Annotated in this window: 13 protein-coding genes; all 13 read left to right on the forward strand. The window is 70.9% G+C overall.

The features are described from left to right. Window positions 1-91 precede the first annotated feature (91 nt). Window positions 92-328, forward strand: a complete 237-nt coding sequence (locus AP234_RS17015) for a phosphopantetheine-binding protein (RefSeq protein WP_055480633.1) — start codon at window positions 92-94, stop codon at window positions 326-328. Continuing rightward, window positions 325-1,656, forward strand: coding sequence for a condensation domain-containing protein (locus AP234_RS17020; RefSeq protein ID WP_055480634.1), 1,332 nt, complete (start codon window positions 325-327; stop codon window positions 1,654-1,656). Before AP234_RS17015 ends, AP234_RS17020 begins: the two co-directional genes overlap by 4 nt. Further along, window positions 1,653-3,533 (forward strand): N,N-dimethylformamidase beta subunit family domain-containing protein, encoded by a 1,881-nt coding sequence (locus tag AP234_RS17025; RefSeq protein ID WP_055480635.1) that lies wholly within the window; start codon window positions 1,653-1,655, stop codon window positions 3,531-3,533. Before AP234_RS17020 ends, AP234_RS17025 begins: the two co-directional genes overlap by 4 nt. Before the next feature lie 348 nt (window positions 3,534-3,881). Then, entirely contained in the window at window positions 3,882-4,541 is a 660-nt protein-coding gene (locus AP234_RS17030; RefSeq protein ID WP_055480636.1) for a hypothetical protein, read from the forward strand. Between the two features lie 564 nt (window positions 4,542-5,105). Next, complete coding sequence (locus AP234_RS17035; RefSeq protein ID WP_055480637.1) at window positions 5,106-6,119, forward strand: conjugal transfer protein; 1,014 nt, start codon at window positions 5,106-5,108, stop codon at window positions 6,117-6,119. Window positions 6,120-6,219: 100 nt separating this feature from the next. Continuing rightward, window positions 6,220-6,483 carry a hypothetical protein gene (locus AP234_RS17040; RefSeq protein WP_055480774.1) on the forward strand — a complete coding sequence of 88 codons (264 nt, stop codon included), beginning with the start codon at window positions 6,220-6,222 and terminating at the stop codon, window positions 6,481-6,483. A gap of 24 nt (window positions 6,484-6,507) precedes the next feature. Further along, window positions 6,508-9,186, forward strand: a complete 2,679-nt coding sequence (locus AP234_RS17045) for a TcpE family conjugal transfer membrane protein (protein ID WP_055480638.1) — start codon at window positions 6,508-6,510, stop codon at window positions 9,184-9,186. Window positions 9,187-9,189: 3 nt separating this feature from the next. Further along, window positions 9,190-11,673 carry an ATP-binding protein gene (locus AP234_RS17050; RefSeq protein WP_055480639.1) on the forward strand — a complete coding sequence of 828 codons (2,484 nt, stop codon included), beginning with the start codon at window positions 9,190-9,192 and terminating at the stop codon, window positions 11,671-11,673. Then, entirely contained in the window at window positions 11,670-14,078 is a 2,409-nt protein-coding gene (locus tag AP234_RS39215) for a type IV secretion system protein (protein ID WP_055480640.1), read from the forward strand. The genes AP234_RS17050 and AP234_RS39215 overlap by 4 nt, the downstream gene beginning before the upstream one ends. A gap of 18 nt (window positions 14,079-14,096) precedes the next feature. Next, entirely contained in the window at window positions 14,097-14,762 is a 666-nt protein-coding gene (locus tag AP234_RS17060; protein ID WP_055480641.1) for a hypothetical protein, read from the forward strand. 2 nt (window positions 14,763-14,764) lie between these two features. Then, on the forward strand, window positions 14,765-15,895 hold the full coding sequence (locus AP234_RS17065; RefSeq protein ID WP_083502201.1) for an NlpC/P60 family protein: 1,131 nt from the start codon (window positions 14,765-14,767) through the stop codon (window positions 15,893-15,895). 15 nt (window positions 15,896-15,910) lie between these two features. Beyond that, window positions 15,911-16,291 (forward strand): (deoxy)nucleoside triphosphate pyrophosphohydrolase, encoded by a 381-nt coding sequence (locus tag AP234_RS17070; RefSeq protein ID WP_055480776.1) that lies wholly within the window; start codon window positions 15,911-15,913, stop codon window positions 16,289-16,291. A 111-nt stretch (window positions 16,292-16,402) separates the two neighbouring features. Next, complete coding sequence (locus AP234_RS39555) at window positions 16,403-17,416, forward strand: hypothetical protein (RefSeq protein ID WP_055480642.1); 1,014 nt, start codon at window positions 16,403-16,405, stop codon at window positions 17,414-17,416. Window positions 17,417-18,663: the final 1,247 nt, after the last annotated feature.

An 18,663-nucleotide genomic window follows, 5' to 3' on the forward strand; every position in this document is an offset into this window, starting at 1 on the left:
GGGACGCCGGCGTGTGCGGTCGGGGAGCTTCGACCGCCGATCTCGGCCGGCTGTCCGATGAGGAGGCCGGGCGCCTCGCCGGGGAGCTGAAATGATCAAGAAGAGGCTGGCGGAACTCGTGGCCGAATCGTCGGAAGGCGCCGTGACCGCGCAGGAGGCGCTGACCGCCGCCGTGCCGCTGTCGGCGCTCGGCATCACGTCGATCGCGCGGCTGCGGCTGATCGACGCGATCGAGTCGGAGTTCGGCGTCGAGTTCGACCTGACCGAGGAGGGCATGGAGTTGCTCGATGACCTCGACCGGCTGGCCGGGCACCTGGCCTCCCGATGAACGCCGGCTTCCCGACGCACGTCGAGTTCGCCGGGCCCGGCTCCGGCACCGCCCCCCTCACCTGGGGTCAGCGGGCCATCTGGGAGGCGATCGAGCGTACGGCTCCCGACGACCACTACTTCAACTTCGGCCGTGTGCTAAAGGTCCCGGGCGGCAGGACGGCAGGCGAGATCGTCGAGGCGCTGGCCGCGCTGATCGAGCGGCACGGGGCGCTGCGCACCCGGCTGGGCGAGCCCGGGAGATCCGGGGCCGAGCCGTACCAACGGCTCGAGGAGAAGGGGCGGCTGCCGGTCACGGTCGCCGCCGGTGATCCGGACCGGGTGCTGGGCGAACTGGCGGCGCGACGGTTCGACTACGCCGGCGAGTGGCCCATGCGGGTGGCGCTGGTCCTCGACGGCGATCGGGTCACCCATGTGGTGCTGGTCTTCTGCCATCTGGCCGCCGACGGCCTCGGCGCCGAGGCGGCGGTGCGCGACCTGCGGATGCTGCTGTTGAGAGGAGGCCGAGGGGGAGACCGGCTCCGATGGCCGGACGCTTCGCAGCCGATCGACCTCGCACGCTGGCAGGCCGGTCCCGAGGGGCGGAAGGCGGCGCGGGCGGCGGCGGCGTACTGGGAGAGTGAGTATCGGCGGATCCCGCCGACGATGTTCTCCGCGCCGCGCGACGCGCGCGACGCCGCGCGGCCGCCGATCTGGCGGGCGCTGCTGCACTCACCCGCCCTGGAATCGGCCGTCCGCTCGATCGCACACACCCATGCCGCCTCGACCTCGACCGTGCTGCTGACGGCGGTGGCCGCACTGGTCGGGCGGTTCACCGGGCACGAGACGTGCGCGATGCTGCCGATCGCGGCCAACAGGTTCCGCCGCGACACGGCGAACATCGTGGCCACGATGTCGCAGGAGGGACTGTTCACCCTCGATCTCGGCGGCGGGGGCGCCTCGTCCTTCACCGACCTGCTGCGATCCGCCGGCCCCGCCGCGCTGCGCGCATATCGCAGCGCCTACCACGATCCGGCCGATCGGAATCGGATCACCGCCCTCGTCGGCTCGGAGCGTGGCATGCCGATCCATCCGTACTGCTGCTTCAACGACATGCGCTTCGCCGACCCCGGGCCCGCCGCCTGCGACCCCGGCGAGATCACGGCGGCACTGGCCCGGACCTCGGTGTCGTGGCCGATGAGCCAGGACAAGCTGAACTGCCGGTTCTGCGTCCACCTCACCACGGAGGGCGTCTCGCTCACCGCCGACACCCGCTATCTTCCCCGGCCGGACATCGAGCGCTTCCTGCTGGAGTTGGAGTCCCTTCTCGTGGAGACGGCCGTCCGATGACCGTTCGCGCCTACGCCACCTCGACATCCTGCCCCCAGGGGGCCTCGCTCGGCTTCGTGCTCGACGGGGCGGCGCCCGTGGTCGTGACCGACGTCGCCGACGACCGGGTGGTGTTCGAGGGCTTCGCCTCCGGGCCCCGATGGGAGCTGGACATCCCCGCCGGCTGGCGCAGTTCGCTGTATCGCGCCCGCTTCGGTCCCGAGGTGCCGTGGCCTCACTCGCTGCCCGGGAGCACGCCCTGCCCGGACAACGAGGTCTTCTTCGTCGTGCGGCAGGCGGTCCCCGGTTCGCCGGTGCTGCTGAGCGTCCCGTTCACCACCTGGCAGGCGTACAACCGGGCCGGTGAACCCGGCCAGAGCGTCTACTGGACCGAGTCGCCCACCCGGGCCGCGCGCGTGACCTTCGACCGCCCCGGTGGCGGGCCCCCGCCCGAACGCTGGGAGGAGGGGCTGATGCGCTGGCTGCGCCGCTCCGGCCACGACGTCGCCTACTGCTCCAACCTCGACCTGCACGACGGCCTCGACCTGCTGTCCCGGCATCGGATGCTGATCGTCAACGGCCACGACGAGTACTGGTCGCTGGAGATGCGCGACGCCGTGGAGGAGTTCGTACGGCGAGGCGGCAACGTGGCGTTCTTCGCCGGCAACACGTGCTGGTGGCAGATCAGGCTCGAAGACGGCGGCCGCACCATGGTCTGTCACCGCGACGCGGTGTCCGATCCGGCCGCGTCCGGCTCGGCCTCGATCGATCCCCGCCTGACGACGGTCGAGTGGTCGGCGGCACCGGTGAATCGCCCGGAGAACACGCTGACCGGGGTGAGCTTCCGCTTGGGCGCCGGAGCCTGGGGACCGCACATGCCGCGGATGCTGGAGGAGTCGTACACCACGCGTTTCGCGGCCCACTGGGTGTTCGAGGGCACGGGGCTGACCGACGGTGACAAGTTCGGCCAGGGCTGTCTCGGCTATGAGACGGACGCCGCCGAGTTCGAGGAGGTGGCGGCCGGCGAGGGGGCGGGGGTGCCCCGGGTGACGGGGCGCGACGGCACTCCGCCGTCGTTCGTCGTCCTCGCCACCGCCGACCTGCGGCACTGGAGTTCGTATGGCCAGGGCGGCATGGCCACCATGGGCGTGTTCACCAGCGGCCTCGGGACCGTCTTCACCGCGGCCACGGTGAACTGGGGCAACGGCCTGGACGACCCCGTCGTCGACCGCATCACCCGCAATGTGATCGACCGGCTGTCGTCCGCGCGTGGCGGGCACTGGGACGTCATCGGCCCGGCCGCCGATCTGCGTGCGCTGGCGGTGCTCGGCCGGACGCTGTACGCGGTGAGCGCCGGCGGCACGCTGCTGGCACGGGAACTGTGCGGGCAGAACCTGCCCTGGCTGCCGGTCGGTACGGCCGACGGCGTGTGCGGGCTCGCCGTTCCGCGTGAGGCCGCCGGCGGCATCGCCTCCGGTCTGTACGGTGTGACCGCCGAGGGGCGGCTCCTGCGTCATGACGGGTCGCGATGGCGGGAGGTAGGGCCGGCGCCCGAGGCCGCGATCGGCCTGGCCGTGGCCGACTGCACGTTCTGGGTGGCCACCTCCTCCGGAGAGCTGTGGCGGCAGGTCTTCGGCACCGATGAGTGGGAGCACATGGGGTCGTCGGGAGGTGCGGTCTCCCTGGGCGGGATGAACGGCAGGCTCTTCGCCCTCGACGCCGGTGGCCGGATGCTGACCCGGCTGCCCGTGTCCCCGGCCGAAGGGACCGCGGCCGAACGCGACGGGGCCGCATGGGAGCCCTACGCGGACGCGGTGCCGGGCAGCACCTTCACCGCCCATGCCGGGCTTCTCGTCACCGCGGGTCGTGGCATGCCCCTTCGGTGGCGGCAGGTCTGACCGGGGGACGGCGCCCAAGGGCAACATCAGCCTCCCCTGCCCGTCAAGAGCTCAGAAAGAGCATGCGGGAGGATCTTTGGGACCGGCCTCCGGTAAGTCACATCCTGGGATGTCACCGGAAACACTTACCTCAAGTGGCCTAGACGCCCTGGGACAGCACGATTAAGGATCGGAATATGGCCGCTCGGGTGTGATGGCGCCCGAGAAAAAACACCCCCTTTTATCCCGATCAATCATTTTCGCCGTTATGGCGATGGGGAGTGGGGTGAAACTCCTCGGCCATTCCAGGAGCTGGGAAAACCTGGCGTCCTGACCTGCCTGAGCCCGATCCGGGCCAAAGGAGGGAACATGCATCGGAAATCCAGACGACTCGCCCTGGCCCTCTGTGCCACGACGCTGACAGCCGGCGGCGCCGCGCTCCTGAGCGGTCCCGCCTTCGCCGCGACCAGCGGGTGGGAAGACTGTCCTGAAGTCTCCGAGTCGTCGTACTCGACTTCCGAGATCGCGCTGCCGCTTTCGACGGTGTCCGAGCTGTCCGAAGTGTCCACGGTCTCCGCGCCGGTCATCTCGCGAGAGGTCCTCGCCCAGCCCGTGATCGCGCAGCCCGTGATCGCACAACCTGTGATCGCGCAGCCCGTGATCGCGCAGCCGGTCCTCGCGGAGCCGATGAGGGTCTCGGTGAGCATCCAGCCCGAGTTCTCCAGCCCGCGGTACTTCCACAGCGAACGGTTCGCGAGTGAGCCGATCTCGTTCCAGTACCGCAGCGCACGATTCTCGAGCCAACTCCTGCCGTCGCGGTTCGAGCGTACGGAGCGGCTCTCGCTTGGCTCGCAGGAGCGGGTCGAGGCGGAGGCCAGCCGGGCGAAGTCCCGCATCCAGCACCACGCGAACGTGGCCAAGTCGCGGATCAACCGCGAGGTGCGCAAGTCCGAGCGGCGCATCGCCCGCGAGGCGCGCAAGAGCGAGCACAGGATGGCCGAGGCGTCCTGGCGGGCATCCTGCTGCTAGGACACGGCCGACACGGCCTCGACCTGTCCCAGGGTGGCCCCGCACTCCGGTGCGGGGCCACCCGCGCGTCGCGGAATTCCGGGGTCCGCGGGTCCGACGGCCGTGATCCATAGGGGCTCCGACCGTGATCCACGAGGGGCTACGGCCATGGTCCACGAGGGGCTCCGACCGTGATCCACGAGGGCCTGTGACCCCTGGTCCGCGGGGAGCGGCGGCCGGGGGACGGTCCGGCGAGAGCCTCAGCGAGAACCGGTCGGAACGCCCCGACCGGTGCCGCCGCATTCGATACGTCTCTGAGCTGCGAGGAAACCAATACGTGGCGGTTAGGTAATCGATGTCCCCGCTGGCCAGGCGTAACGCGCTTTTTCCCGGATGGGTGGCAAGCGGGGTGTCTCATGGGGGCGCGGATCCGGTTTGCTCGGTCACGGCGATGCTTGCACCATGGGCGTGGCTCACCTGGAAGAATCGGCGGGACCGCTAAGGTGAATACTTCAATGCGGCTAACCGGATCGACAGTAAGACGAAAGCGCGCCAGCCGGGGGGATCGGCGCGAGCGGAGGCGTGATGGCTCGCAGGTCGGACGTCCAGCAGGATCCGCGGATCGCTGGCGACCCAGAGTCGTACCCTCCGGAGGGCCCTGACGAGGTGCCCGTCACCCGGGGCGCATCCCCCAGGCGCGGCGGTGGGTGGAGCGGCGGCGGGGGCCGCTGGCTTATCTGGATCGGCCGCGTCGTCCTCTGGGCACTGATCATCGTGATCGTCGTCAACGGCGTCCGGGCCCCGTTCGAGCGGCTGAGCCAGAGCGGTGACCCGACGACCGCGACCAGCGACCCGGGTGACATGGGATTCCCGGTGACCCAGGCGTCCGCGTTCGCCAACCAGTTCGCCGCCGTCTACCTGAACTACGACGCCGCCAACCCCCAGCAGAGAGCCGAGCGGCTGAGGTCGTTCCTCCCCGACGACGAGGACGACAGGCAGTTCGGCTGGAACGGATATGGACGGATGTCCGCCGGGGCGATTCAGTTCGCCGGAATCGACGTGATCGACGCGCACAACGCGCGCGTCACCGTGACGTACCAGTCGGGCGGCAGACGCGGACTGCTCTCCGTGCCCGTCTACTACGACGGCGCCGGGTTCGTCGTGTCGGAGCGGCCCGCGCTGCTGCCCGAGGCGGCGCCGGCCGGCCTGCCCCCGGTCGCCGGCCCCGATCGCGACTCGGCCGCCGAGTCCGAGCTGCGTCCCCAACTCGAGGGCTTCTTCAAGGCGTACGCCGCGGGCAACCAGGTGGATCTGCAGCGCTATGTCGCCAACGGGGTGACGATAGAGGGCTTCAACGGGGAATTCACGCTCGACCGGCTGAAGGACGTGATCGTGCCGCCGGGTGAGGCGAACAGCAGGGAGGTCACCGCCGTCGTCGTGTGGGCGGTCTCGACGGGATCGACCTCGCCGACCCCCTCTCTGGACGACCCCAGGACACAGCCGGGTGGACTGGAGCAGGCCTACCAGCTCATGATCGAGAAGCAGGGCGACAAGTGGTTCGTCAGGGACGTCCAGGGTGCGAAGCGGCCCGCGGGGTAGCGCGACCCGATCATGACATCGCTGATCCATACCCCCGGGAGGGCGAGAATTGATTGTGAAGACCATGGTGGACGGTGTCATCGGCGGAATCATCGCCGGCATGCACGATCTTGCCGCCGCGCCGACCCCCGAGCCGACGACGGGCATCAACACGGCCGGGCTCGCGGATTTCCTCCGGACTTTCTTCGCCCCGCTTTTCCTCGCGGTCGTCTCCGTTGTGGCGATCTTCTTTCTGTTCACCCGCGAGATCACCAGATTTGTGCAGTTCATCATCCTGGCGATCGCGATCGGGGTGATCTTCTATGTCCCCAACATCATCGAGGTGACGGCCAAGGCCATCGCGGGCGCGCTCGGCATCAAGTGAGCGACGGGCAGAGAGGAGGATCGGGTGGATCTGCCCACGTATACCAATATTTGGCGCATTGAGAAGCGGCTGTACAAGCTGTACGACCTTCGGCTGCCCATGCCGCTTCCCATCGTCTGGATCGGTGTGTTCGTGGGCGTGCTGGTCCCCTGGTGGGTCTTCCTCGCGCTTGTCGGGCTTCCGTTCCAGGCTCCGTGGCATGTCGTCTATCTGGTCCCGCCCGGCGTCCTGACCTGGCTCGCCACCCGTCCCGTGATCGAGGGCAAGCGGCTCACCGAGCTCCTGCAGTCTCAGCTCCGCTATCTGGCCGAGCCCCGCACCTGGTGCCGCATGGCCCCGCTGGGCGAGCCCGAAGAGATCACCTTCACCGCCCGGGTGTGGCGGGCCACTTCGCCGCGGGTCGCGCCGGCCGCAGCCCGGACCACCGTCAGGGTCAAGGGGAAGACGAGCGGGAAGGCGCGCGCCAAGGCCGTGGTCAAGGAGTCGGGACCGGCCGGGGAGCGCCGCCGGACGACCGGACGGCCGGCCGTCGCGCCCGCGGCGCTCACCCCTTCCGGCCGTCCCGCCGCCCCGGGCATGGGCCGTCCCGCCCGCAGGGGATATCAGGACGTCGGCCGTTCCGCCGACGCCGTGCCGTCCGGCGTCGTGCGTCCGGCGGTGGCCGCCGCCGCTGCCGCGGCCGCTCCCATCGCGGATGTCCCGTCCGCCGTCTCATGGCGTACGGCCTCCGCGACCGGGAGGGGAGCCGCATCGGGTGAGCGTGACCGCACGGTCTCCGCTCAGGAGACGGCGCCCCCGGCATCGGAGGCGCCCAGGGTGCCGGAGGCCCCCACGGCATTGCAGGCGCCCAACGCGCGGGAGATGACACCCGCCGGGCCGCCCTCCGTCGGTGCCCGGGCCTCGGACACCCCGGCCTCGAGCACCCCTGCCTCGGAAGCGCAGGTCTCGGACGCGCAGGTTTTCGAGGCGCAGACCTCCGACGCTCAGACCTCCGACGTTCGGGTCTCCGACGTCGGAGTTCCGTACGCGGGGGCCGAGGAGGTGCGGGTCGCGGATGAGTCGGGCTCGGGTGGAGGGTCGGCGACGCCGGTCTCGGACGCGCCGCCCATAGGAACCGAGGCACTCCGCCGCCTTCGCCGGCTCGCCGCCACCGCGGACGGCCGCGCCCTGCCGTCGGCGGATCCGGCTCCTCGGCCGAGTAGTCCGGCCTGGCCGGAAGAGACCGCGGAGCACAGCGCCCCAGAGCCCCAAGCGGTGGAGCCTGAGCCCCAGGCCTCAGAGCCCCAAGCGGTGGAGCCTGAGCCCCAGGCCCCAGAGCCCCAAGCGGTGGAACCCCGAGCGGCGGAGCCCCGGACACCGGCAGCCCTCATCGGGCCCGCCGCGAGCGACGAGCCCGCCGCCCCCGTGGCGGAGGAGACCGCGGGCGAAGCATCGGGAGATCGGGAACCAGCGAGCGACGAGGCGGCGGACCAGAAGGCCGCCGGACGGCACGACTCCGACGACTGGCAGCGCAGAGCGCGCGAGCAGCACAGGAAGGGCCGACCGCCGAGGCCCATGCGCCCCGAGCAGCCCAGGCAGCCGACGAAGCGGCCACCCATGCACCCGGTGCCGCCCATGCAGGCGATGCCGCCCGCCCGGCCGGTGACCGTACCCCCCGCGCAGCCGGTGCACGCGGAGGCGACGAAGGCCGCGAAGCGGACGACCCGGCCGGAGAAGATCGCGCCGCCGAAGATCCAGCCACCCAAGACCAGGGGGGAGGGGCCGCCCAGGCTCCGCCGCGTGGAGGCCGTGGTCGGCCGCGACCCCTCCGGCGGCTGGCGCCGTTTGGCCCAGGTCGTCGTGGGCGGGAGCCGTACCGACGGGATGGAGATCGACGAGGCGCGGGCCAGAACGCCGCTCCCGGAGAGCAAGCGGATCATGGTGCTGGGCTGCACCGGTGGTGCGGGGCAGACCACCACGGCCCTGATGCTGGGACACACACTCGCCCGCTATCGAGAGGACCGCGTGCTGGCCCTCGACGCGAGCGGCGGCGACGACACGATGATCAAGAGGATCGCGGCCGAGCCCGAGCGGCCGGGCTCTCTTCTCGAGGGCGCGGGGTCGCTGACCCGCTACCTCGGCCTCGGGGCGCAGACCTCGCGATGCGGGTCGGGTCTCGAGGTGCTCGGGGCGGACATCGACGACCAGGCGGCGCAGCGCCTGGCGGACCGGGCGTCCCACGGCGACTGGAGCCGGACGCTGGCCGCGCTGGACCGCTGTTACGGACTCACCGTGATCGACCCCGCCGCCGCGCTGGCGGCCCGGCTGCTGCCGTACGCCGACCAGCTCGTGCTGGTGGCGCCAGCGAGCGCGGACGCTCCCGAGGCGATCGCCATGACCTACGAGTGGCTCGACGGTCACGGCTGCTCCGAGCTGCGCCGCCGGGGCGTGATGGTGATCAACGGGGTGAGCCGTCGCAGCCTGCCCGAGGTGGAGCAGGCGGAGTCCGTGGCCAGCGGCCGCTGCCGGGCGATCGTCCGGGTGCCCTGGGAGGACGAGCTCGCGCCGGGCCGTCCCGGACCTGTTGACCTCAACCACCTTCGCACGGGGGGCCGCAGGGCGTACGTTGCACTTGCGGGAGTGATCGTGAGCAGCCTGGCGGCCAACCGGCCGAGCGACATGCCCAGGGTCCGAGAACGCACGGGTGAGAAAGCGGGTGAGTGAGCGATGAGCAGGGCGCGAAGCCGCCTGGCGGTTCGGTACTTCGACGATCGCGTCCTTCTCACCGAGTCGGCGGCATGGGCGTACTTCCGGTTGCCGACGGTGAGCTACGAGTTTCTCACTCCGGAGGAGCGGGAGGCGCTCGCCACCAACATCACCATCGCGCTGGCCGCGATCAGGATGCCCGACGCAGAGGTGCACCTGAGGATCGCGCACCGGGCCTATCCGGCGGCCGAGTGGGCGATGGCGCTCGACACCACCTCGGACGAAGGCCCGGGCTGGCGCGAGTATCTGGAGGAGATGTACCGCCACGTCTGGGCCAAGGACTTCTGGAGCAAGGAGGTCTACCTGGGCGTACGGCTCGGCCCGCGCGGCGCCCAGCTGGGCACCGGCGTGCTGGCCCAGCTCTTCGGCTTCTACCAGCGCGGGGAGAAGGCGCTCGGGATCGAGGACGACCACGTGCCGGCCCGTGAGATCGAGCGGTGGACCGAGGCGGCGGAACGGCTCGGCCGTGCGCTGGCCTCCAGCGCCCTCTACGCGCGTCACGCCACCTCCACCGAGGTCGCCTGGCTGTTCCAGCACTCCGCCTCCGGCGGGCTCGGCGACCCGCCGCCGTCGGCGTCACCCCGGCGCAGATGGGGCAGGGGCGAGATCGAATCGCTGGTCGAGGGTCAGATCCACAACGGGCGTTCGTTACTCCGGATCGTGCAGCCGACCGGTGACAGTTACGTCGCGCACCTGTCGTTCGCCCGGTTCCCCGACCTCATGCCGTTCCCCGACGGGGAGCCGTGGCTGCACTTCGCCGACCAGCTGCCGTTCCCGGTCGAGGTCTCCAGCAGGATGCGGCTGGTCCCGCCGGTCCGGGCGAGCAAGGACGTGGCGCGCAAGCTGGCGCACGCACGCGACATGGACATCCACATCCGCGAGGCCGGAGCGGAGGCGCCGCTCGCGCTGGCCGAGCAGATCGACGCCGCCCGCATGCTCGAACACGGCATCACCAAGGAGCGGCTGCCGTTCGTGTACGGCTGGCACCGGCTGAGCGTGAGCGCGCCGACGGAGGAGATCTGCGTCCAGCGGGTCGAGGCCGTCGTGGAGCACTACCGTGACATCGGCATCGACATCGTCAACTCCACCGGCGACCAGTTCTCGCTGTTCTGCGAGGCACTTCCCGGAGAGCGGCTGCGGGTCAACGCGTACGCCCAGCGGCAGCCCCTGCGTACGATCGCGGGCGGCATGGCGACGGCCACCGTGGAGCTCGGCGACCGGGTGGACGAGTCGAACGCGGGGTGGGTCGGGCCGTACATCGGCGAGACCATGGGCCGGGCGCGCGGCATCGTCCACTTCGATCCCCTGGTGGCCGCGGCGCGCAACCGGCCGACGGCCATCGCGATCACGGGGGAGCCGGGGGGCGGCAAGACCACGCTCGCGCTGCTGCTGATCTACCAGATGGCGCTGCGCGGGGTGACCGTGGCCGTCATCGACCCGAAGGGCGACGCGGAGTCGCTCGTACGGCTCCTGCAGCGGCGTGGCCGCCAGGCGCGCGTCATCCCCCTGGGATCGGCGGCGCCCGGCCTGCTCGACCCGTTCTCGTTCGGCGACGACATCGCGGCCAAGAAGACGATGGCCAGCGAGACGCTGCGGCTGCTGCTGCCGCGCATGTCGGAGGAGCGCGAGTCGGCCATGATCCAGGCGGTGGCCGCGGTGTCGAACGAGCCCGACCCGTCGTTGGGCAAGGTGGTCGACCACCTGGAGCGGTCGGACGACCCCGCGTCGAAGAACCTCGGCGCCGTGCTGCGGTCGATGTCCGAGATGCACCTGGCCAGGCTCTGCTTCGACCCCGGTGGCGGCGAGCAGATCGACACCGCGGGCTGGACCACGGTGTTCACGCTGGGCGGCCTCACGCTGCCCGACGTCACGACCCCCAGGGACGACTACTCCTACGAGCAGCGGCTGTCGGTCGCCCTGCTCTATCTGGTGTCCCAGTTCGCCCGGCGGCTGATGAACGGGCTCGACCGACGTACCCCCAAGGCGATCTTCCTCGACGAGGCCTGGGCGATCACGTCCACGCCGGAGGGCGCCAAGCTGGTGCCCGAGGTGTCCAGGATGGGCCGGTCACGCAACACCGCGCTCGTACTGGTTTCCCAGAACGCGGGTGACCTGCTCAACGAGCAGGTCACCAACTGTCTGTCATCGGTCTTCGCCTTCCGCTCGACCGAGCGGGTGGAGGTCGAGCACGTGATGGAGCTCCTCGGCGTGGATCCGTCGGAGGAGCACAAGGGCGTGCTGCGCTCTCTGGGCAACGGTGAGTGCGTCTTCCGTGATCTGGATGGCCGGGCGGGTCGCATCGGGGTGGACCTGATCTCGGCGGAGCTGCTGCGGTGGCTCGACACGAATCCGACGCACGAGAAGCCAGGCGAGAACGGAAACGATGACGATCAGAGTGTCGGGGGTTCCGGTCGGTCGGGGGTCGCGCAGGAGGTGCGGTCTTGAAGCGATTGCGGCGCAGGCTCGTCCTGCTCCTGGTGGCCTTCGCGGCGTTCGTTACCCTGCCGTTCGTCTTTCCGGCGGACACGGCGAGCGCGGTCGGGCTCTGTGACCTGTCCGCCGACCTCGCTCCCGAGATGGTCGGCGGCGGCATCGATGGCCTGGTCCGCCCGCCGGTGGCCGACGCCGCCGCCACCGGGAGCGGTGCGGGCGAGGGGGCGGCCGCACCGCCGCTCACCAACTACGAGCGGTACGGCATGTCCGGCCAGTTCTGGCACACCTACGATCTCGGGTGCTCCGACGTCGCAGCCGTGCTCGGCAACGCCTGGGCCAACACGGTCTTCTCCTGGGCCAAGGCCGTCGACCGGCTGACGATCAGCACCTACGAGGCCGCGGCCACCGAGGGACCGCTTCAGCCCATCAAGGAGGCGGCCGACGCGATCGTCACCAAGCTGGCCGACGCGATGTACTGGCCCTACCTGCGGCCGGTCGTCATCCTCGGCGCGGTCTGGCTCGCCTGGTTCGGCCTGATCCGCAGGCGGGCGACGACCACCACCGAGGGCGTCGTCTGGATGGTGCTCGCGGTCACCGTGGCCGTCTGGTTCTTCAGCCGTCCCGGCGACTTCACCAACATCGGCAAGACCGTGACCGACAAGACCGGCGAAATCGTCAACTCGGCGTTCTCCGGGCTGCCCGGCGCCGGTGGGGCGTCGTGCCTGCCGCTCAAGGACGACGCCGGAGCCGGGGCCGACGCGGGCGGCGGAGCCGATGCGGGCGCAGCAGGGGCCGGCGCGGGCTCGGCGGCGGGGACCGAGGTGAAGGCCGGCGGGTACGGCAGGCCGGGCACGCCGGGGGTCGCCCAGAACGCCGACGCGCTCTGGTCGACGCTCGTGTGCAAGCCGTGGCTGATGGGCCAGCTCGGCACGGCCGATCCGGACTCGGGCGTGGTGCAGATGTTCGGCGCCAAGATCCTCGACATGCAGGCCATCGACGCCGCAGAGCAGGCCGCGAACCAGACGCCCGCCAGCGACGCCCACCAGAAGCGGTTCGAGGAGGAGGTGGTCAAACCGCTGGAGAACACCCCGGTGTTCTTCCTCATCCAGGGCAAGGACTGGACGAGCCGGCTCGGCATCGCGATCGGCGCGTTCATCGCCGCGATGGTCGCCGGGCTGCTCATCTTCCTCGTGGCGGTTTCGCTGCTGGTGCTCAAGGTCGGCTTCCTGCTGCTGCTCATGCTGGGGCCGGTGTTCCTGCTGATCGGCGTGCATCCGGGCTCCGGGCGGATCATCGCGATGCGGTGGGTGGAGATGGTCGTCGGCACCCTGCTGCGCCAGGCCGTGCTCGCCATCGTGCTGGGCGTCCTCGTGTACGGCTACGCGCTGATCATTTCGACCGGTCTGCCCTGGGGCATGCAGATCCTGTTCATGGCACTGCTGACGATCGCCGTCTTCTTCTACCGGCGGCCGTTCCAGCACCTGTTCGCCTCGATGGACGGGCATACGCTCACGACCCGCATGCTCGGAGAGGCCGCGAGCGCGCCCACGCTGTCGCGTGCGGCGAACGCGCTGCCTCCGGTGGCCGCGGCCCGCATGGGCCGCTGGGGCCTGCGCAAGGCCGAGCCGCTGATCGGCGCCGCCGCGATGGCGAGCGGCGCCGGCACCGCCGCCGCCGTCGCCACATCGGTGGCGCAGGGCCGGGTCCGCGGCGAGGAGGGAGCGGCCGGGTCGGGGATGGCTCAGGCGGCGGGGCAGACGGCGGAGCAGGCCCGGGCCGGGGCCCAGCCGGCGCCGCTGGACGCCGACGCCCAGGCCGCCGGTCGCCGCAAGGCGGTGACGGCGCCACGCCAGGGGTCGGCCCCTCCGCTCAAGCTGTCGCAGTCGCCGCGCCATCCGGGGGCCAAGGGCGCGCCATCGGGTTCCGGCTCCGGCACCGGTTCGAGCCTGAGCGCCGGTCTGGGTTCCGGGTCGGGCTCCGGCACGTCATCGGGCGGCGGCACGGGCTCACGCGGCGGCTGGTTCAGCGGCCGATCGGGTGGCTGGTCCTCCCGCGGTTCGAGCGGTTCAGGTGGTGGTGGTGCCAGGGCCGGTTCACGAGGTTCGAACGGTTCACGCGGTTCGAACGGCTCCCGTTCCGGGGGTGGGGGCGGCATCTTCGGCGGTGGTTCCGGTGGTGGTTCCGGCAACGGCTCCGGTGGTCGCTCCGGTGGCATCTTCGGCGGCGGTGGCTCCCGCGACCGGGGATCGGCCGACCGGGGTTCCGGATCCGGTGCCTCCCGGTCCGGTTCGTCGTCCGGCAGGTCGTCCGAAGCGCCACCGCTGTGGCTGCCGAGCCGGGGGAGTGGTGGGCGGACATCCGAAGACGCGCCCACCCCGTTCTGGGCCAGGCCCACCGACGGAAACTCCGGCGACTGACCGGGTGACCAGACGTCCATGAGCACACAGGGAAATGACAGGGGCAAGAAGCTCGCGTTCGCCGGAGCCGTCGTCGTGCTGGCCGCCGTGGGCGTCTACCTCACGATGAACCCGCCCACGTCGGGGGAGGCAACGGCGCAGGGCGGCGAGGGGCGTACGGCCACGGGCGAGCACAGACCGTCCGAGACGGCCGCCGTCGCACCGCGCAGCCCGGTGCCGCGCCAGGTCGCGAAGACTCCGGCGAACTTCGACGTCTACGACTACCTGCCGCTGACGCGGCAGGAGCTCGGCGCCGCCGCCGATCTCGCGCGGCGGTTCACCGAGTCGTACGGAACCTTCCGGTACGACGAGGAACCGGCGGCGTTCGCCGGACGGCTCGGCGCGTTCTCCACCGAGGAGTTCGCCGCGCAGCTCACCCGGGCCATGACCGATCCGGCGCTGGTGCAGCGCAACCGTGCCGACCAGGTGGTCTCGCGGGCGTCGGCGCGGGTGGAGACGATCCGCGACATGACCGCGGGCCAGGTGGTCTTCGTCGTCGGCTCGGTGCGGCACGTGACCGACAAGGACGGTGACAAGGACGAGAGCGACCGCTTCGCCGTGACCGTGATCAAGGCGGGCGGCGACTGGCGGGTCTACGACCTCGGACTCGCCGACGAGGGCCAGGACGGGGACACGACGCCGTGATCATGCCGCCCCGTCGGACGCTGTTTCAGGCGCCGTTCCGGGTGATCACGGCTCGGGGGCGGCCGCTCATGGCCGTGCTCCTCGCCCTGGCCGTGATCGTCCCGCTCACGCTCATCGGGTCGATCATTCTGATGACGCCCCTGCCGTCGTTCCTGCTCGGTGGCAGAACAGCGGAGGACTGCGCGGAGGCGGACACGGCCACCTTGGGGGTGTCGGAGACGGCCAGGACGGACATCCCGGCCGAATATCTCGAGCTCTACAAGAAGGTCGGCAAGGAGATCGGCGTCCAGTGGAACGTGCTCGCCGCCATCGGCAAGCGGGAGACCGACCACGGCCGGTCGAAGCTGCCCGGAGTCGGCAGCGGCACCAACTACGCGGGCGCCGCCGGGCCGATGCAGTTCCTGATCAGCACGTGGGGCGGCAAGGCCAAGATCAAGATCGCGCCGGGGGTCAACGGGTACGCCTCGGACGGCGACGGTGACGGGTACGGCGACGTCTACAACCCGGCCGACGCGATTTTGGGCGCGGCGAAGATGCTCAAGCGCAACGGCGCTCCCGACGACCTCAGGCGGGCGATCTTCGTTTACAACCGGGCCACCTGGTACGTCGACCAGGTCCTGGAGATCGCCAAGCGCTACGCGGTCACCGGCGACATCGGTCTGCCGCCCGAGGCCGACCCGGCCTGCGACATCGGCTACGTGGACGCGGCCTCCGGCGAGGTCGTACAGAAGATCCTGGAGTACGCCCTCGCCCAGCGCGGCAAGCCGTACCGGTGGGGTGGGACGGGCCCGGACGCCTTCGACTGCTCGGGCATCATCTACATGGCCTACCGCCACGCCGGGCTGTCGATCCCCAGGACGACCTTCGGGCAGTGGCCCTTCGGCGTGCGGGTGCAGCCGGGCAGCGAGCGGCCGGGCGACCTGGTGTTCTTCAACGCGGGCCCAGGAACGTCGATCGACCGCCCAGGACACGTCGGGCTGGTGGTCGCGCCGGGGAAGATGGTCGAGGCGCGCTGCACACGATGTGGGCCCATCAAGGTCACGACCTATGGCGACCGGCCGAGCATCGTGGGCTTCACCCGGCCGCTCGAGAACGCCGACGTCCAGGCCCAGCTCAGGCGCGATCTAACCTAGGCGGTCATGGACGTGATGGGAAAGCTCGTCGTGGGGGCGGCGATCGTGCGGGAGGGCAGGCTGCTCGCCGCCCAGCGGGCCGCGCCGCCCGAGCTCAGGGGTGGTTGGGAGTTCCCCGGCGGCAAGGTCGACGAGGGGGAGAGCGAGCACGAGGCGCTGGTCCGCGAGTGCGCAGAGGAACTCGGCGTCGAGATCGTCGTCGGCCGCCGGGTGGGCGGGGACTGGCCGCTGCCCGGCGGGCACGTCATGCGGGTCTGGCTCGCGAGCATCGCGGCGGGCGTCCCGTACGCGCGCGAGCACCTCGCGCTGCGCTGGCTGGAGTCACACGAGCTCTACGAGGTCGCCTGGATCGCGGCCGATCTGCCGATCGTCGCCGCCGTCGAGAAACTCCTGTGAGTACGGGATTCTGGGCGCGAATTCGTGACCGAGAAGGGCTTTGCTGGGGGTTTTACCCAACTAGAATCTCCCTTGACCCCTGGGCATGAGACATGGTGGAGGCGAGCGGTGATGGGACGCGCAAAGATCAGGGCCGCGTCCTCGGCTTTCGCCTCGCTGGCCCTCGCCACGCTGGCCGTGCTCACGGTGGGGCCGGCGATCAGTGCGAACGCGGCGGACGACACCCCCGTGGAACCGTGTCTGCCCGGCGAGTGCGAGACCGTCACCGTGACCATCACCGAGACGCCCGGGAACAGTCCGTCGCCGACCCCGACCGGTGATCCGGTGGTGACGCAGACCGTCACGGTCACCCCGACGCCGCCCAAGCCGGCCGGGGACAAGAAGGACGACGACAAGAAAGCCGACGACCCGCCGAAGCAGCGTGAGGACACGGCGCCGATCCACACGACTCAGCCGCCGGTCCCGGTCTACACGGACTCGAACCCGGGCTCGGACACCCCGGCCACCACGGAGCCGGAGGTCTCGCTTCCCGCCGCGACGACGCCGCCCGAGTCGCAGCAGGCACCGCCGGCGGAGCAGACGCCGGCACAGGAGATGGCGTTCGACGCGCCCACGCCTGAGGCGGTGCAGTACCAGATCCGCAAGGCCACGCCGGAGTTCGACAAGCCGGCGCTGGCGAACAAGCTCGCGATCGTCGCCGCCGTGCTCGTGGTGCTGGCGCTGCTCGCGTGGCTCATGCTCGAGGGCAGGCTGCGCCGGATGGCGCATGCGACGGCGGCCGGGAGGATGGGCGGCCGCCGGGCCAAGGCCCCCGGCGGGCAGGAGATGGCCGCCTATCCGGGGATGGCGCCGGGCTACGCCGTCGGTTTCGTGCCGGTTCAGACCTACCCGGTGGCCTATCCGCAGCAGCAGCCCTACGGCTATCCGATGCCCTACGGGGCTCCGCCCCAGCCGTACGGCGCTGCGCCGCAGGCGTATGGCGCCCCCCAGCCGTACGGCGCACCGCCGCAGGCGTACGGCCACGCGCCCTACCCTCAGCAGCAGGGCGGCTATCCGCAGTCGTACGACCAGCAGGCCCAGGCGATGCCGCAGGACCCCGCTGGGGGGACCCCGCCGACCGACTAGGGACTGCGGGGCCACGTAAGGAGCACCGGATCGAGGGCGGGGTGTGACGTTCGCGCCCATGCGTGAGCCTCCGTGGCCGAATCCCAAAAGGGAACGCGGGGGTATCCCCGCGGGCTCGACGCCGCGCCCCGCCATGAGGGGCCGCACACCACCGGGCGCCGTAGACGGGCGTCCGCCGCTCGGGCACCACCACCACCGAACAGCGGGGCCGCCGCGGAGACGATGCATCCATCTGGATCCACGCTCGTGCCGGCCAGGACTTTTTCAACACTCCCTAGTGTGTAAACGTCTCCGAAATCTGTCAATGCTATTACGAAAAGTTTCGATTCCCATGCCTGAAGCAGATGTAGAACCTGGGCGTACAAGCCGAACAAGCCTCAGAAAACTTTCGGTAGGTCGTCCATCGAACGAAGAGCATGGGTGAAAGTTTCACCGTGTGCCACCGCCGATTCGGTGTGCCGTCGCGGCAACGCCCAGTTGGCTCACGCTCGACCCCATGCGGTCGATGTGGGCACGCATCGGACCCTTGACAGTCGCGCTCTCCCTCGTATTTGCTCTGCCCCACACCACCTGCAGTCACCCGACGGAGAGGGGCTCGGCCAACGGACAGAATGTTAACGTTAACAAAAGCCTGCCACCGGCTGCACGGGTCGTCGGCATAGGTCCTGAACGACCGGCGAGGCGTCTGCCGCGCACGTCGAAGCCCGGCACGCCGACTGGTGACATCAGCGCTGATGCAAGCAGCACATCCGAGCTCGGTTCCAGCCAACCCCCACCGACAGGTCGCCGAACCCCGCCGGCCTCACCACGAGACGAGACCCCTGAACTGTCACCTGGCGAGCCGCCCCGCGTTGGCCGGACCCTCGGCTCCTCCGGGCGCGCGAGGTCGGGATCGCGCCCCGACGGCGCACCACCGGGCCGGATCTCCGCGACGCCTCCCGAACGGCGCCGTCGGCGCGCGTGTCTCCTCGCAGTGCCGGCCGACGCCGCCAGGGCATCGCCGGCGCGGTGACCGCAACCGTCGGCGGGGACGGCCGAGTCGGCTCGACAACCGCCCGGCAGGCATGAACGGATTCCGCGAGCGGAGCGAGGGTCCGAAGGAGACGGGCCGGCAGGCGACCTCCACCGCACGACCGCGTTGAACGCGGCCCCCCGAAGAAACCCCCGAGAAAAGGCGGAAGGATGAGACGGCAGACCAGAAGACTCGCCGGTGCCGGTGTCGCAGCGGTGATCACAGCGTTGTCCAT

This window comes from Sphaerimonospora mesophila, from assembly GCF_001417795.1.
In the GTDB taxonomy this organism is placed as follows: domain Bacteria; phylum Actinomycetota; class Actinomycetes; order Streptosporangiales; family Streptosporangiaceae; genus Sphaerimonospora; species Sphaerimonospora mesophila.